This window comes from Phyllobacterium sp. RCAM01083, assembly GCF_055685835.1.
In genome coordinates, this window is the sequence record NZ_JBVFZN010000005.1 from 1,002,513 (window position 1) to 1,017,382 (window position 14,870).

At 59.6% G+C, this 14,870-nt stretch carries 19 protein-coding genes; 8 read left to right on the forward strand and 11 right to left on the reverse strand.

The window, feature by feature from the left end:
- Positions 1–70: 70 nt before the first annotated feature.
- Positions 71–1,315, forward strand: coding sequence for a Y-family DNA polymerase (locus ACZ25R_RS11520; protein ID WP_472461061.1), 1,245 nt, complete (start codon positions 71–73; stop codon positions 1,313–1,315).
- Between the two features lie 237 nt (positions 1,316–1,552).
- Here ACZ25R_RS11520 and ACZ25R_RS11525 read toward each other — a convergent pair whose 3' ends face one another.
- Together ACZ25R_RS11525 and ACZ25R_RS11530 are read right to left on the reverse strand one after the other, a co-directional pair.
- The gene (locus ACZ25R_RS11525) at positions 1,553–1,810 is read right to left on the reverse strand and encodes a YjhX family toxin (protein ID WP_472461062.1); all 258 of its coding nucleotides are present in this window, start codon (positions 1,808–1,810) and stop codon (positions 1,553–1,555) included.
- 212 nt (positions 1,811–2,022) lie between these two features.
- Positions 2,023–2,976 carry a GlxA family transcriptional regulator gene (locus ACZ25R_RS11530; RefSeq protein WP_472461063.1) on the reverse strand — a complete coding sequence of 318 codons (954 nt, stop codon included), beginning with the start codon at positions 2,974–2,976 and terminating at the stop codon, positions 2,023–2,025.
- A 114-nt stretch (positions 2,977–3,090) separates the two neighbouring features.
- Here ACZ25R_RS11530 and ACZ25R_RS11535 point away from each other — a divergent pair, with 114 nt between their 5' ends.
- Positions 3,091–3,732 (forward strand): HD domain-containing protein, encoded by a 642-nt coding sequence (locus ACZ25R_RS11535; RefSeq protein ID WP_464660607.1) that lies wholly within the window; start codon positions 3,091–3,093, stop codon positions 3,730–3,732.
- Between the two features lie 9 nt (positions 3,733–3,741).
- Here the strand turns inward: ACZ25R_RS11535 and ACZ25R_RS11540 are convergent, their stop codons facing one another.
- The 5 genes from ACZ25R_RS11540 to ACZ25R_RS11560 all read right to left on the reverse strand — a co-directional run bounded on the left by ACZ25R_RS11540 (position 3,742) and on the right by ACZ25R_RS11560 (position 6,573).
- Positions 3,742–4,365 (reverse strand): ATP-dependent Clp protease proteolytic subunit, encoded by a 624-nt coding sequence (locus ACZ25R_RS11540; RefSeq protein WP_472461064.1) that lies wholly within the window; start codon positions 4,363–4,365, stop codon positions 3,742–3,744.
- Positions 4,366–4,401: 36 nt separating this feature from the next.
- On the reverse strand, positions 4,402–4,782 hold the full coding sequence (locus ACZ25R_RS11545) for an SRPBCC family protein (RefSeq protein WP_472461065.1): 381 nt from the start codon (positions 4,780–4,782) through the stop codon (positions 4,402–4,404).
- Positions 4,779–5,093, reverse strand: coding sequence for an ArsR/SmtB family transcription factor (locus ACZ25R_RS11550; RefSeq protein ID WP_472461066.1), 315 nt, complete (start codon positions 5,091–5,093; stop codon positions 4,779–4,781). Before ACZ25R_RS11550 ends, ACZ25R_RS11545 begins: the two co-directional genes overlap by 4 nt.
- A 132-nt stretch (positions 5,094–5,225) precedes the next feature.
- Positions 5,226–5,711: an anthrone oxygenase family protein gene (locus tag ACZ25R_RS11555; protein ID WP_472461067.1), complete on the reverse strand. Its 486-nt coding sequence runs from the start codon at positions 5,709–5,711 to the stop codon at positions 5,226–5,228.
- Position 5,712: 1 nt separating this feature from the next.
- Positions 5,713–6,573 carry an NAD(P)H-binding protein gene (locus tag ACZ25R_RS11560; RefSeq protein WP_472461068.1) on the reverse strand — a complete coding sequence of 287 codons (861 nt, stop codon included), beginning with the start codon at positions 6,571–6,573 and terminating at the stop codon, positions 5,713–5,715.
- A gap of 107 nt (positions 6,574–6,680) precedes the next feature.
- Here ACZ25R_RS11560 and ACZ25R_RS11565 point away from each other — a divergent pair, with 107 nt between their 5' ends.
- On the forward strand, positions 6,681–7,328 hold the full coding sequence (locus ACZ25R_RS11565) for a TetR/AcrR family transcriptional regulator (RefSeq protein WP_472461069.1): 648 nt from the start codon (positions 6,681–6,683) through the stop codon (positions 7,326–7,328).
- 623 nt (positions 7,329–7,951) lie between these two features.
- Here the strand turns inward: ACZ25R_RS11565 and ACZ25R_RS11570 are convergent.
- Complete coding sequence (locus ACZ25R_RS11570) at positions 7,952–8,587, reverse strand: cysteine hydrolase family protein (protein ID WP_472461070.1); 636 nt, start codon at positions 8,585–8,587, stop codon at positions 7,952–7,954.
- Between the two features lie 201 nt (positions 8,588–8,788).
- On the opposite strand from ACZ25R_RS11570, the gene gatB reads away from it, so the two are divergent.
- From gatB to ACZ25R_RS11595, 5 genes are all read left to right on the forward strand, one after another.
- Positions 8,789–10,291: an Asp-tRNA(Asn)/Glu-tRNA(Gln) amidotransferase subunit GatB gene (gene gatB, locus ACZ25R_RS11575; RefSeq protein WP_472461071.1), complete on the forward strand. Its 1,503-nt coding sequence runs from the start codon at positions 8,789–8,791 to the stop codon at positions 10,289–10,291.
- A 3-nt stretch (positions 10,292–10,294) separates the two neighbouring features.
- A complete protein-coding gene (locus ACZ25R_RS11580) occupies positions 10,295–10,804 on the forward strand; it encodes a GNAT family N-acetyltransferase (RefSeq protein ID WP_464660592.1) in 510 nt (169 codons plus the stop codon).
- Positions 10,801–11,289, forward strand: coding sequence for a GNAT family N-acetyltransferase (locus tag ACZ25R_RS11585; protein WP_472461072.1), 489 nt, complete (start codon positions 10,801–10,803; stop codon positions 11,287–11,289). Before ACZ25R_RS11580 ends, ACZ25R_RS11585 begins: the two co-directional genes overlap by 4 nt.
- A 70-nt stretch (positions 11,290–11,359) precedes the next feature.
- Entirely contained in the window at positions 11,360–11,758 is a 399-nt protein-coding gene (locus ACZ25R_RS11590; protein ID WP_223613204.1) for an NADH:ubiquinone oxidoreductase subunit NDUFA12, read from the forward strand.
- Positions 11,759–11,842: 84 nt separating this feature from the next.
- Positions 11,843–12,280: a DUF2155 domain-containing protein gene (locus ACZ25R_RS11595; RefSeq protein WP_404928114.1), complete on the forward strand. Its 438-nt coding sequence runs from the start codon at positions 11,843–11,845 to the stop codon at positions 12,278–12,280.
- 44 nt (positions 12,281–12,324) lie between these two features.
- On the opposite strand, the gene ACZ25R_RS11600 is transcribed toward ACZ25R_RS11595, so the two are convergent.
- From ACZ25R_RS11600 to accC, 3 genes are all read right to left on the reverse strand, one after another.
- Positions 12,325–12,732 (reverse strand): VOC family protein, encoded by a 408-nt coding sequence (locus ACZ25R_RS11600; protein ID WP_472461073.1) that lies wholly within the window; start codon positions 12,730–12,732, stop codon positions 12,325–12,327.
- A 159-nt stretch (positions 12,733–12,891) separates the two neighbouring features.
- Positions 12,892–13,506: a leucyl/phenylalanyl-tRNA--protein transferase gene (aat, locus tag ACZ25R_RS11605; protein WP_464660587.1), complete on the reverse strand. Its 615-nt coding sequence runs from the start codon at positions 13,504–13,506 to the stop codon at positions 12,892–12,894.
- Positions 13,503–14,867: an acetyl-CoA carboxylase biotin carboxylase subunit gene (accC, locus tag ACZ25R_RS11610; protein WP_403175109.1), complete on the reverse strand. Its 1,365-nt coding sequence runs from the start codon at positions 14,865–14,867 to the stop codon at positions 13,503–13,505. Before accC ends, aat begins: the two co-directional genes overlap by 4 nt.
- Positions 14,868–14,870: the final 3 nt, after the last annotated feature.

Consider the following 14,870-nt stretch of genomic DNA (forward strand, 5'->3'; position numbering starts at 1 on the left):
CCCGATTCAGTTTGCATTGAACGGTTGCATGTTCTATTTTTGTTCTCATTCTGCAGCGAGAACAGAACCCATGCGTAAACCGACCCATCTGGAAAAGCTCTACCTGGATTTCGACAGCTTTTTTGCCAGCGCCGAGCAACAGCTCGATCCGGCGCTGCGCGATCGGCCCATCGCGGTGGTGCCGCTGGATTCGCCCCATACAAGCGTCATTGCCGCCAGCCGCGAGGCAAAACCCTTCGGCATCAAGACGGGCACCTCTGTGCGCGACGCCCGTGCGCTCTGCCCGGATATCGTGTTTCTCGAAGCGCGGCCCGATGTCTATGTGAAGATGCACAACCGGATTCTGTCGACCATCGAGACCTGCGTGCCGATTGCCGCCGTGCGCTCGATTGACGAGGTGGCGTGCACGCTGCTGGCTTCCGAAGCCAGGGATCCGCAGGGGTTGGCGGCGCGCATCAAGCGGGCGCTGCACGATGAAATGGGCGCGGTGCTGACCTGTTCGATCGGCGTTTCCCTCAACGAGCTTCTTGCCAAGATCGCCGCTGAAATGGACAAGCCCGACGGCTGTGTCGTGCTCGGCCATGACGACCTGCCGGGACGGCTGTTCGACCTCCGGCTGAAGGATCTGCCCGGTATCTCCAAGGGAATGGAACAGCGCCTGGGGCAGTCCGGCGTGAACGATGTGCGTGGTCTCTGGGCGCTGGCGCCCAAACATGCCCGTGCGATCTGGAACAGTGTCGAGGGCGAGCGTTTCGTCGCGGCGCTGCATGGCTATGCCGTGGAAAAGCCGGAGACCGTCAAGCGCATGTTCGGTCACGGCCGCAATCTGCCGCCGGATTGGCGGGCGCCGGACAAGGTGCTGCAATGCGCGCGGCTGCTATGCCTCAGCGCTGCGCGCCGTTTGCGCCGATCGCATTACCGTGCCGGAGCGCTCAGCTACACCGTCGGGACACGCTGGGATAGCCGCGTGACGGTGGAAGGCCAGTTCCGCCCGGCGCGGGATGATCACAGTTTTCTTAATTGTCTCAATGATTTGCATGAGAAATTGATCAAGGCAGGTGAAATGAAGAAGGTCAATTCGGTCACCGTCGTGCTGCATGATCTTTCCGGCGAGACGGAAGCAAGCCTTGATCTGTTCGACACGCGGGGGATGACCGAGCAGCGCGGCCAATGGGAACGCGTTTCGGACCTGCTCGACAGGGTGCGCGTGCGCCATGGCTCCAAGGCGCTCAATCTCGGGCTGACGACCGGGCCCGGCAATTACATCGGCTCCAAGATTGCCTTTGGCCGGATTCCGGAACCGGAAGATTTTTGAGGAGAGATACGAGCCATATTTGCATCAGCATTGTGCGTGGTTCGACAAGCTCACCATGAGGGAGAGTGAGGATTGCAGGGAGCTAAGTTCTGCAACGTTTGTGATTGATCTTGCACCAAACCACTTCCCTCATGGTGAGCTTGTCGAACCACGCACGATATGGCTCTGCAAACGCATGGTTTGTGGAAACTCGTTGCATAAAACCGGCGGCGTGTTTCCACGCCGCCGGCCATGCCATTACCGGTTGTCCAGTTCTGCGCGCACCAGTTGCAGGCCGCGCCGGGTCACCCGGTAGGGGCCGCCGCCTGACGAGGCGATGGCCTTTTTCTGTTTGAGCTTGCGGAAGAGCCTGAGGTCGCAGGCGGTGTAACGGGCACCATCGCGGGTCAGGCAGATGATATCCGTGATGGCCTTGCGCTCATCTTTTTCAAGCAAGATTTTGCCGCCCTGGGCGAGCAGGTGAAGTATGCGCTGTTCGTCGCGCGAAATGTCCATTGATCCAAGTCCTGGGAAAACGGGCAAAAGCCCATGAGAACACGTCCGCTGCCAAAGAACTTTGGCGCGGGGCTCCTGTTTTCACGCCCCAACCTTCAAAGAAGCTGGGGCTTTAGCGGGACTCAGGCTGATTAGACATAAACACTCCATCGGTGTGGACGAGCCGTATAAAAGAAGAAAACGGCGATGTCAAAGCGCGGGGCGCAGCACCGCTACAGATACCGGCGCCTGTACTCCGCTGGCGTCACGCCGACATGGCGCACGAAAGCACGGCGCAGCGTATCGGCATCGGCAAAGCCGCATTCGGCCGCGACCTGCTTCGGCAGCCGGTGGCTGGTTTCCAGAAGCTGGCGAGCGGTGTTGATGCGTGCCGTTTCCACCCACGCCGCGGGTGTAACGCCGACTTCCTGCTGGAAGATGCGGGCAAAATGGCGGGGGCTGAGACCCGTACGCTGTGCCAGGCTGGCGACGGAGTGATCTTCCGAAGGATTGGCGGCAACCCAGCGCTGTACCTCCTGCAAGGCGGAGCGCCCGCCCGGTTCCGCTTCGCCGCGGCGGCTGAACTGCATCTGTCCGCCGGGCCGCTTGAAGAACATCACCAGTTGCGCGGCGACTTTCAGGGCGATATCCCGGCCAAGATCTTCTTCGACAAGAGCGAGCGCCATATCGAGACCGGCGGTGACACCAGCCGCCGTGCGCACAGGACCATCGCGCACATGCAATGCATCAGCGTCCACATGAAGCGTGGGGTAGGTTGCTGCGAGCGCATCCGCCACGGCCCAATGCGTGGTCACCCGCCTGCCATCGAGAAGCCCGGCAGTCGCAAGAAGGAAAGCGCCGCTGCACACCGAACCGAAACGCCGCGCCTGAAGGCAGGAGGTTCGCAGCCATTGCCGCTGCTCCGCGGTCAGGCGGATGTCGGCTGCATGCGGGCAACCGGCAACCAGCACCGTATCGCTGATATCGGTTTGAATATCCGTCGTGACGCGGTCCGGCAGCAGACGTACCCCGGACGAACTGCGGATCGGTCCGGCTTCCACGCCGACCACCTGCAGTTGATATTCCGTGCGTCCAGCCTGCACATTGGCCTCGGCGAAGACGTCCATCGGCCCGGAGACGTCGAGAAGCTGGACGCCGGGCATGGCCAGAAGGGTAATGGTTCGCATGTCTCGCTCCATGGCATCGGAGGTCGTATATTGGCAGAATATGACGTGTCCAGTCAATTGCTGCCATAAAGTGTACCCCGTAGATTGAGGCTCCCAAGACAAGGAGAAATTCATATGTCCCTCTCTATCGGCGGTATCGCCATTCCCGACACAAAACTGGCGCGCGGCGTGACCGAACTGGTGCGTGACACCGCCTCCGAACTGCTCTTCAACCATTCGAGCCGCGTCTATTATTTCGGTGCGATTGCCGGGCAGCAGAAAGGCCTGAAATTCGATGCCGAGCTGCTCTATACGGGTGCCATGTTCCACGACATGGGACTGACCCATCAGCACAGCAGTGCCGACGAGCGGTTCGAAGTCGATGGTGCCAATGCCGCGCGAGATTTTCTGCGCAGCCACGGCATTGCACAGGCTGATATCGACACGGTGTGGACGGCGATTGCGCTGCATACGACGCCGGGTATTCCGCAGCACATGCATCCGGTGGTGGCGCTGGTGACCGCCGGGGTGGAAATGGACGTGCTGGGCCTGACCTACAAGCAGTACAGCGATGCGGAGCGCGAGGCGGTGGTCAAGGCTTTCCCGCGCAGCGCGCATTTCAAGGAGGATATCATTCAGGCCTTCTATGACGGCATCAAGCACAAGCCGCAGACGACGTTCGGCAACGTCAAGGCCGATGTGCTGGCGGACAAGGATCCGCATTTCCATCGCGGCAATTTCTGCGATGTGATCCGCTGCTCGCACTGGAAGGCCTGAACGGTTTCGTCAGTCCTTGGTGAGTTGCAGCGGATGACCGTCGCGTTTGCTGATGATCGTGTCGACAAGGCCCCAGTCGAGGCCTTCCTGCGCGGTCATGAAATGGTCGCGGTCGAGGGTTTTCTCGACCTCTTCCACGGTGCGCCCGCAATGCTCGGCATAGAGCCGGGTCATACGCTGCTTGACCACCGCCATTTCCTGCGCCTGAATGAAAATATCCGAGGCCTGTCCCTGAAACCCACCGAGCGGCTGGTGCACATGCAGGCTCGAATTGGGCAGGGCGGCGCGGTGGCCGGGTTCGCCCGCCATCAGCAGGAATGAACCCATGGAGCGCGCCGTGCCCATGCACAACGTGGCGACCGGGCAGGTGATGAACTGCATGGTGTCATAGATGGCAAGGCCCGCCGTGATGACGCCGCCGGGCGAGTTGATATACATGGAAATGGGCTTTTTCGGATTTTCGGACTCGAGAAACAGCAGCTGCGCGCAGATCAGCGCGGCCATGCCGTCCTCCACCTGTCCGTTCAAAAAGACGATCCGTTCGCGCAGCAGGCGGGAAAAAATATCGAATGACCGTTCACCACGGCTGGATTGTTCCACGACCATAGGGACGAGCTGCATCATGTCGCGCATGGCGAACACTCCTTCATCAGTTGTATTTCTGTGTGTTTAAGCGGCGAGGCGCATGGTGGTCGGCGGCGCGTTGCCATTGGCCGCGGTGCGACCCTGCGGCATCACGGCGACAACAGGTTCATGCACGATGCTGAAAATGGTCCCGCCTGATCCATTGGGATTGAGCCGGAAGGTGACGATACTGTCAGCCACGGCATCATCCTCTTCGTGCATGGAATAACGGACGAAACGCTCGGTGTCGGCTTCGATCATTTCAAGCGAAATGCGCGGTGGCTCCTGCGGCGCCTGCGGATCGGGCAGCAGCCAGCGAGCAACGAATTCCGGCACGGTCAGCGCGCGCCAGACTTTTGAAGGCGCGGCATCCAGATCATATTCATAACGCAGTGCGGTATCGGCTTCCGCTGTTTCGCTGGTCATTGATCCATTTCCTTCAAAAGCTGTTTCAACTCATCGACACGCTGCGGCCAGAAGGCGCGGTAGCGGTGGAGCCATTGATGCAGTTGCGCCAGGCCGTCGGGATTGACCCGGTAATGAACGTGGCGGCCCAACTTCTGCTCGGCGACAAGGCCGGCGGAACGCAGGACGGACAGATGCTGCGACATGGCGGGCTGTGAAAGGGAAAAACCCTCGCGCAGCTCGGTCGCATTCTTTTCGCCATCGGCCAGCCGTTCGAACACGGCGCGGCGGGTGGGGTCGGCAAGGGCCTTGAATATATCGACTTCGGACATGCCGATACATAAGCATAGACTTATGTGAGTCGCAAGCGTGATTTTTTGCGGGTGCGGGAAATGAAAACCCGGCCGTGGGGACGGCCGGGTTCGATGGCATAGGAGCGGGTGAATGCTTGAGGCAGCCAGTGCCTAAGCCTGCGATTGCTGGGCGAAAGCGAAGATGAAGGCGGCGAGGGCTGCGAAATTTGCCATTGTCCGCACATGGTTCCACGGCAGCCAGTCATTCAGATAGGTTGTCCATGCACTCGCGCCTTCGGCGCTTGTCGGGCTGATTGCAGCCAGCGTGTCATTGAGCGGCACGTTGAACACCATGGTGACGATGATGGTGCCAACAAGGAAAAGCACGCTGCCGGCCAGCAGCGCCAGCGACCCGGATTCGCCCCAGCGCATGACACTGACCACGCCGAGGACGACACAGATCGCCGCCGTGCCGAAAAACGCCAGGGAGAATGAGAAATTGAGGATGGTCACGTTGATCGAATTCATCGCGGCGATACCCTGTTCGGCTGGCAGTTTGGCCAGCGCGGTCATGACGAAGCTTGAAAAGGCGAAGAACAACCCTGCCATCAGGCCGCTTCCCAGGGCGGCCAAAAGGGTGAGAATGGGTAGCCACATGTTACTGTCCCTCCGAAATATCCGACCAGATGCCGGTCGCTGCTGTTTCCTGAACGTAGTGCGAGAAGTCACGCGGGGCGCGGCCCAGCGCCCGTTGCACGCCATCGGCGAGATATTCGTTGCGCCCGTCAAGCACCTGGGTGAAGAGCTCGTTGAGCAGGCCGACGATCTCGGGCGGAAGCTGTTCCTGCGCCAACCCCTGCGCGAACTGTTCCGGCGTGATCGTCACATAGCGGATATCGCGTTTGACGGCGCTGGCGATTTCTTCCGTCGCTTGCGCAAAAGTCAAGAGACGCGGCCCCGTGACCTCATAAAGCTCACCGATATGACGGTCGTCGGTCAGCGCTGCCGCCACCACATCGGCAATATCGTTCGCATCGATGAACGGCTCGCCCACATCGCCGACCGGCAGGGCGAGTTCGCCGGCAAGAATGGAGGCCAGCATGACGTTCTCGCTGAAATTCTGGGCAAACCAGCTGGCGCGGACGATGGTCCAGTCGGCGCCGGACTGCTGAAATGCCTTTTCGGCGCGCTGGGCTTCGTGTTCGCCGCGTCCCGACAGGAGCACGAGCCGTTTCACGCCATTGTCCACGGCAAGCCGCGCGAACGCCTCGACGGTTTGTGTCGCACCGGGAATGGCAATGTCCGGATAATAGGTGATGTAGGCGGCTTTGGCGCCGTCAAGCACGGGAAGCCAGGTACTGCGGTCTTCCCAGTCAAAGGCCGGATTGCCGCTGCGCGAACCGATGCGCACGGGCACATTCTGCGCCGTGAGCCGTTCCGCCACACGGCGTCCGGTCTTGCCCGTACCGCCGACGATGAGAATGGGTTTTGCTGTCGATATGCTGTTGCTGCTGGTCATGGTGATCTCCCTTGTGTAAATATGAGTAATACTCACATTTGCAATATGTGATAAATCCTCATATTCTGCGAGTCAAGCGGAATTTGAGAACCTTGGAGATCCTGCCCATGAACGAGATTGCGTCTGTTGTGCCTGCCTCCGGCGACAGGGAAGCCACCATGCCGCGCAAGGAGCCGACGCAGCGGCGCAGCAGGGAGAGGGTGGAGCGTATTCTGTCCTGTGCCTCGACGCTCATCGCCACGGGTGGCAGCGACGCCATGCGCATGAGCGATGTGGCGCAGATGGCGGAAATATCGATCGGGTCGCTCTACCAGTATTTTCCGGACAAGGGATCGATCATCCGGACGCTGGCGGAAAGGTACAATGCACTGGGGCGCGAATGCATTGCGGACGCGCTGCAAAACGTCAGTGATATGAAGGGCTTGCAGTCATCTTTTGCAGAACTGATCGATACCTATCACGCGATGTTTCTGGCCGAACCCGTCATGCGCGACATCTGGTCGGGAACCCAGGCGGACAAGGCGCTGCGCGATATCGATCTGCATGACAGCCGCCTGAATGGCGCCGTGCTTGCCGAGGCGCGTTTGCGCATCAACCCGGCGGCGGACAGGGCGACGCTCGAAAGCTCCAGCTTCCTGATCATGCATCTGGGCCAAGCCACCATGCATCTGGCGATTTCCGTTGAGCGCGGGGAAGGCGATGCGCTGGTCGAAACGTTCAAGCGGATGGTGCTGCGGGAAATGCTGGCGGGCTAGGCGATTTGGAGGGCATTTGCATTGTTCGTGGTGCGTGGTTCGACAAGCTCACCATGAGGGAAGTTTGTGGGCTGCAATCAAACCACCTCCCTCATGGTGAGCTTGTCGAACCACGCACCACAGTTTTGCTGCCCCAAATAAAAATCACGCCAACTTATCCACCACGTCCCATCCGCGCTTATTCTTCTCGTGTCCTTTCCGGCGGGAATGCTTCCGGAAACCTTCGAAAGTCGGGAAAGGATCGGCGCTTCGGCTTCACAGGGAGGAAACCTATGCGGCCGGGGAGGTTTGGCCCGGTGGTGGACCCATTGGGTAAAACGCTCAAAAACGCCGGGGCGGGTGGTCCCCAGGATCGCAAGCATTGCATACCAGAATACCCAAGACCCGCGTTCCAGGGACCGCCCGTCTTTCCCACCTTTCAACAGCCAGACGCGAAAGCGGGCGTGGCAACGGAGAAGAGCGCTGCAGAACAATCCCGCGTGGTTCGACAGGCTCACCATGAGGAAAATTGAGGATTGCAGGGAGCACTATTCTCGCAACTTTTGCGATTGGCACTGCAACCAAACCACCTCCCTCATGGTGAGCCTGTCGAACCACGCACCACGCACTTGATATCCCTTGGTCTATCGAACCGCTGCTGAGAGTTCCTCGACCGTGCACAGCATCGCGTCGCCCATATAGGCCAGGTTGGCCATTGACCGCTCCGCCGCTTCCGCGTGGCCGCCGCCGCAGGCATCGGTCAGGACGACGGGGATGAAGCCAAGATCGGCGCCGTGACGAACCGTCGGATCAATGCCGATTTCCGTGGCGATGCCGCAGATGATGAAGCTTTTGAGACCGCAGTCGCGCATGGCGATGGCCAGCGGCGTGCCTTCGAACGCCGAGAAGGTGATCTTGTCGAGAATGGCTTCGTCGTCGCGGACGGCCAGTTCCGGGGCGAGTGCAAAGCCGGGACTGTCGCGCAGGAACCATGGCTCGACATTTTGAGCGGATGATTGGCGCTGCCACGCCATCATCTGCCTGTATTGAAATACGCCAGCCATTTTCTTGGGCAGGGACATATGGCGCATGAAAAAGATGCGGATACCGGCGGACCGGGCGATATCGAGGGTTTGCAGCACCTTTTCCAGAATGGCGCCGCCGTCCTGCATCTGCCGCAATATGCCGACCTGCATGTCATAGACGACCAGCGCCGTTGTCTCGGGCCTGACCGTCTCGGCAAGGGTTTCGGGTATGGCAAGGCCATAAATGTTCTGCATCGGTGTCCTCCGAATGTGTCGGGCGATCCTCTCCCGATCACCGCTGCCTGGAAACGAGCCTAGCATTGCTGCGCCGGAAAAACAGGCCGAAGCGGCGCATTTCCGCAATCGCGCGGCTTCGGGATGGAGAAACACTTGCCTCACGGGGCTGTTTCGACTAGCCAGTAGACAGACAAATTTAGCCAGGAATGACAGCCCAGCATGACTCTCGTTGATACCCGTACGCCCGAACCCAAGCGTTTCATTTCCGGTGCCACAGGCGACTGGGAAATTGTCGTTGGCATGGAAGTGCATGCGCAGGTCACATCCAATTCGAAGCTGTTCTCCGGCGCTTCCACGACATTCGGGGCCGAACCCAACGAAAATGTATCGCTGGTCGATGCCGCCATGCCTGGCATGCTGCCTGTCATCAACGAATGGTGCGTGCGCCAGGCGATTCGCACCGGTCTGGGCCTGAAGGCGCAGATCAACCTGAAATCGGTTTTTGACCGGAAGAACTATTTTTATCCGGATCTGCCGCAGGGTTACCAGATTTCGCAGTTCAAGCAGCCCATCGTCGGCGAAGGCACGATGATCATTTCGGTCGGCCCCGACAACAAGGGCCAGTTCGAGGATATCGAGATCGGCATCGAGCGTCTGCATCTGGAACAGGATGCCGGAAAATCCCTGCATGACCAGAACCCGACCATGTCCTACGTGGACCTCAACCGGTCCGGCGTGGCGCTGATGGAAATCGTCTCCAAGCCGGACATGCGCTCGGCCGACGAAGCCAAGGCGTACCTCACCAAGATGCGCACCATCGTGCGCTATCTCGGCACCTGCGACGGCAACATGGACGAAGGCTCCATGCGTGCCGACGTCAACGTCTCGGTGCGCAAGCCGGGCGGGGAATTCGGAACGCGGTGCGAGATCAAGAACGTCAACTCCATCCGCTTTGTCGGCCAGGCGATCGACTATGAAGCCCGCCGGCAGGTTGCCATTCTGGAAGACGGCGGATCGATCGATCAGGAAACACGCCTGTTCGACCCGGTGAAGGGTGAGACGCGCTCCATGCGCTCCAAGGAAGAAGCGCATGACTATCGCTATTTCCCGGATCCCGACCTTTTGCCCCTCGAATTCGAGCAGTCTTATGTCGATGAGCTGCGGGCCGATCTTCCGGAGCTGCCGGATGACAAGAAGGCGCGGCTTGTTTCAGTGCTCGGCCTTTCCGTCTACGACGCCTCCATTCTGGTGACGGAAAAGGCGATTGCCGATTATTTCGAAGCGGTGGCTGAAGGCCGCGACGGCAAGCTTGCCGCAAACTGGGTGATCAACGATCTGCTCGGCGCGCTGAACAAGGCCGGCAAGGGCATCGAGGAATCCCCCGTGTCGCCGGATCAGCTCGGCGGTATTATCGACCTGATCAGGGAAGGCACGATTTCCGGCAAGATCGCCAAGGACCTGTTTGAGCTTGTCTGGAACGAGGGCGGCGATCCGCGCGCGCTGGTCGAAGAGCGCGGCATGAAGCAGGTAACCGATACTGGCGCCATCGAGAAAGCTGTCGATGATGTCATTGCTGCGAATCCTGATAAGGTCGAGCAGGCGAAGGCAAAGCCCACCATGGCCGGCTGGTTTGTCGGGCAGGTGATGAAGTCCACTGGTGGCAAGGCAAATCCGCAGGCTGTCAGCGATCTGGTCAAGGCAAAACTCGGGATTGTCGATTAAAGCATGTGGATTCGAAGCGCGACGAAGGACGATCTGGCAACTGTCCGTGAATTGCTCGTAGAGACTTGGCACGCCACCTATGACGATGTCTACGGCGTCGAAAAGGTCAATGCGGTCACCAATCGCTACCACTCGCTGGATGCCTTGAAAAAGCAGCTGGCAAAACCCTATTCCGAGTTCATTCTTGCCGATGATGGCGCCGACCTCTACGGCATGGCCTATGCCTCGCAGAGGGATCACAAGCTGGCGCTGCTCAACCAGCTCTATGTGCACCCGGAAAAGCAGAGCAACGGCGTGGGTTCGCTGCTTTTGGCTGAAGTGGAAAGCGCTTTCCCCGGCGTGTTCATGCTGCAGCTTGAGGTAATCGAATCGAACCAGAAGGCCCGCCGCTTCTATGCAAGCCGGGGCTTTGATCTGACAGGCGCGCGGACGGACAATTGGGGGGAAGCCAATTCCGGCATTTCCGTGCTGGTCATGGAAAAATCCCTGTCAGGCTATGAGCTTGCGCCGTGACCTCTGCCGCTGAGCCCATTTTTCGCCGCGCCGAGCGCGCGGACTTGCCGGCGCTGATTGCAATTTTCGCCGAGGATGTGCTCGGCGGCCATGGCGACACGACGGATCCCGAATTTTTCCCGCGTTATGAGCGCGCCTTCGATGCGATCGAAGCCAGCAATTGCGACGAGCTGATTGTCGGCGTGCTGGAGGGGGACGTGGTTGCCACGGCGCAGGTGACGTTCACCACGACATTGCCCAGCCGCGGCACCACCAACATGACCATCGGCGCGGTGCAGACGCGCAGCGACCTGCGCGGCAAGGGGATCGGCGCCAAGCTGATCCAGCATTGCGTTGCGCTGGGCAAGGCGCGCGGCGTGGGGCTGATCCAGCTGATGTCGAACGCCAAGCGCGTGGACGCGCATCGGTTCTATGAAAGGCTGGGGTTCAAGAAGAGCCACGCCGGTTTCAAAATGCTCGTGGAAGCCGTGCCAGCGGCAACTTGACCCTTGCTATCCCCTGGCGATACGGCCATAACCCGAAGAGTTGAACGACATAGTTCGAAGCAGGATTGCAATGAAGACCTTCCTTTTACAGTTTTTCACCTGGTGGAACAGTCAGACGATCGGTACGCGCGTCTTTACCTGGCGCAAGGGTACGAAAGTCGGTGAGGACGAGTTCGGCAATGTCTATTACGAAGGCACGCAGGACTCCGAAGGCCGCACGCGCCGCTGGGTGATCTACAAGGGCTATGCGGAAGCGTCGGCCATTCCTGCAGGCTGGCACGGCTGGATCCATCATCGCGCCGAAACGCCGCCATCGCGTGAAACCTACAAGGCGCATGCCTGGGAAAAGACCCACCAGCCGAACCTGACCGGTTCCGCCGCTGCCTACCGTCCGAAGGGCTCCATTGCCCATGGCGACAATCGTCCTGCAGTAACGGGCGATTATGATGCGTGGACACCGGGATCCTGAGCGGATTTTCTTCTGCCACAATTGGCGATTATCGACGGGCTGGTATGAAACTGTCCCGTCAGCCTGAACACAGCCGGAATTGAAATGATCCGTCCCAACTTGTCCTTTCTGTTCCAGAACAAAGCCCGTCTTCTCGCGGCCGGTTTGATGGCCGTCGGCCTTTGCGCACCGGCGCATGCCGCCGACGACAAGATTTCCAATCCGATCGCTGTTTTTTCCGGGCTCGACAAGATCACCGGACGAATCACCTCGTTTGACGTCTATATCGACGAGACGGTGCAGTTCGGTGCGCTGCAGCTGACGCCGCGCGTTTGCTACACGCGTCCGGATACGGAAACACCGAAAACCGATACCTTTGTCGAAGTGGATGAAATCACCCTCGACCGCAAGATCCGCAAGATCTTCTCCGGCTGGATGTTTGCCGACAGCCCCGGTCTCAATGCCGTCGAGCATCCGGTGTATGACGTCTGGCTCAAAGGCTGCAAACAGTCCTCGGACGTTCCCGCGCCAGCCAAAAGCTGATCGATCCCGGCACTTGAGCACCGGGATCAACTGCCCAGACCAGATTACATCGGTTTGGCGTGGTTGATGATCCAGGGTGTGCCGAAACGGTCCACCAGCATGCCGAAGCGTACCGCCCAGGAGGTTTCGCCGATAGGCATGGTGACGTTGCCGCCCTCGCTCAATGCGCCGTAGATCCTGTCGGCTTCTTCCGGGGAGTCGAGATGAAGGGCAACCTGCATACCCTGCATTTTCTGGAAGTATGGTGGCGGTGAATCTGAACCCATCAACGAATTGTCGCCGACAGTCATATGGACGTGCATGATCAGATGTTCCGACCCGGGCATCTGGGCCCCTTCCGGCATATCGCCGAAGCGGCCCATGAACTGGATCTTGCCGTTCAGGACCTTCTCGTAGAATTTGAATGCTTCTTCGCATTGTCCGTCAAAATTCAGATAGGCATTGATTTTCATAACAGTTCTCCTCACATGGATTGGGTCTTCCCGTCCAAGGACGTATGGAGAGATCGCAACCCGACACTGTTCATCAGAAAAATATTCGGCCGGTCTGCTCCCGTCGACAGTTGCGGCCAAGGGCACAATACTACAGATTCATCCGAGGACTATGACGTTTCAAAACTCTGCTGACTGCGCCAGGGCATTGTCGAGCATCTTCTGGTATTGCCGGCGGGGAACTTCGACTGCGCCGAAGCTTTCCAGATGGGTTGTGGTGAACTGGGTGTCCAGCAGGGTAAAGCCCTTTTCGATCAAATGGCTGACCAGATGAACGAGGCAGACTTTCGATGCATCGCGCTGGCGCGAGAACATGCTTTCGCCGAAAAATGCCGATCCCAGCGAGATGCCGTAGAGACCGCCGACAAGCCGATCCTCCTGCCACGCTTCGACCGTATGGCAGTGGCCGAGGGCAAACAGCTTGCCGTAGGCTTCGCGGATGGGTTGGTTGATCCAGGTGCGGGCACGTTCGCCGCTGCCGCTGGCGCAGCCGTCGATCACGCCGGTAAAGTCCGTATCGAAACGGATATCGAAGCGCCCCTGGCGGATGGTTTTGCGCAGACTGTGCGAAACGTGAAAATTCTCGAAGGGGATGATGCCGCGCCGTTCCGGACGAACCCAGAAGATTTCCGGGTTGTCAGCCTCTTCGGCCATGGGAAAGACCCCGGTTGCATAGGCGCGCAGCAGCAACTCGGGGTCTATTTTGAAGGTCTCTGCCGGGTCCTTGCCCGTCATGCCTCTTCTTCGGCAATAGCGGTATCGCCGGCCAGATATTTTTCGAGCCAATGGATATCGTAGTCGCCGTTGGCGATATCAGGATTGTTGATCAGGTCCTGAAACAGCGGCAGCGTCGTCTTGATGCCATCCACCACGAATTCATCCAGCGCCCGGCGCAGACGCATCAGGCATTCCACGCGGTTGCGGCCATGCACGATCAGCTTGCCGATGAGGCTGTCGTAATAGGGCGGAATCTTGTAGCCGGTGTAGACGCCGGAATCGACACGGATGCCGAGGCCGCCTGGCGTGTGGTAATGGGTGATCTTGCCGGGCGAGGGCGCAAAGGTGCGGGGGTCTTCCGCATTGATGCGGCACTCGATGGCATGGCCATGGAAGCGGATATCGTCCTGGGTGACGGAGAGACCGCCGCCGGAGGCAACACGGATCTGTTCATGCACGAGATCGATGCCGGTGATGGCTTCGGTGACCGGATGCTCCACCTGCAGACGGGTGTTCATTTCGATGAAATAGAACTCGCCGTTTTCGTAGAGGAATTCGATCGTACCCGCGCCGCGATAACCCATATCGGCCATGGCGTTGGCGCAGATCATGCCGATGCGGTCGCGCGCATCCGCATTCAGAGCGGGGGAGTTGGCCTCTTCCCAGACCTTCTGGTGGCGGCGCTGCAACGAGCAGTCGCGTTCGCCCAGATGCACGGCCTTGCCCATGCCGTCGCCCATCACCTGAACTTCGATATGGCGTGGCTTCTGCAGGTATTTTTCGATGTAAACGGCGTCGTCGCCAAAGGCCGCGCCGGCTTCGGAGCGGGCGGTCGAGAGGGCGATGGACAATTCGTCTTCGCTCAGCGCCACCTTCATGCCGCGTCCGCCACCACCGGCCGAAGCCTTGATGATCACGGGATAGCCGATTTCGGCGGCGATGCGCGCGGCTTCCTTGTCATCGGTCACGCCGCCATCGGAGCCGGGCACCACGGGGATGCCCAGGCGCTTTGCGGTGCGCTTGGCTTCGATCTTGTCACCCATGATGCGGATATGCGCCGCGGTGGGGCCGATGAAGGTGATGCCGTGCGCTTCGAGGATTTCCGCGAACTTGGCGTTCTCGGACAGGAAGCCGTAGCCGGGATGGATGGCATCGGCGCCGGTGATTTCGCAGGCGGCAACGATCTGGTGAATATTCAGATAGCTTTCGCGCGAAGGGGGCGGTCCAATGCAGACGCTTTCATCCGCCAGGCGGACATGCATGGCGTCGGCGTCGGCGGTCGAATGGACCGCGACAGTCTGAATGCCGAGCTCCTTGCAGGCGCGCAGGACGCGCAGGGCAATTTCGCCGCGGTTGGCTATGAGAATTTTCTGAAACATCAC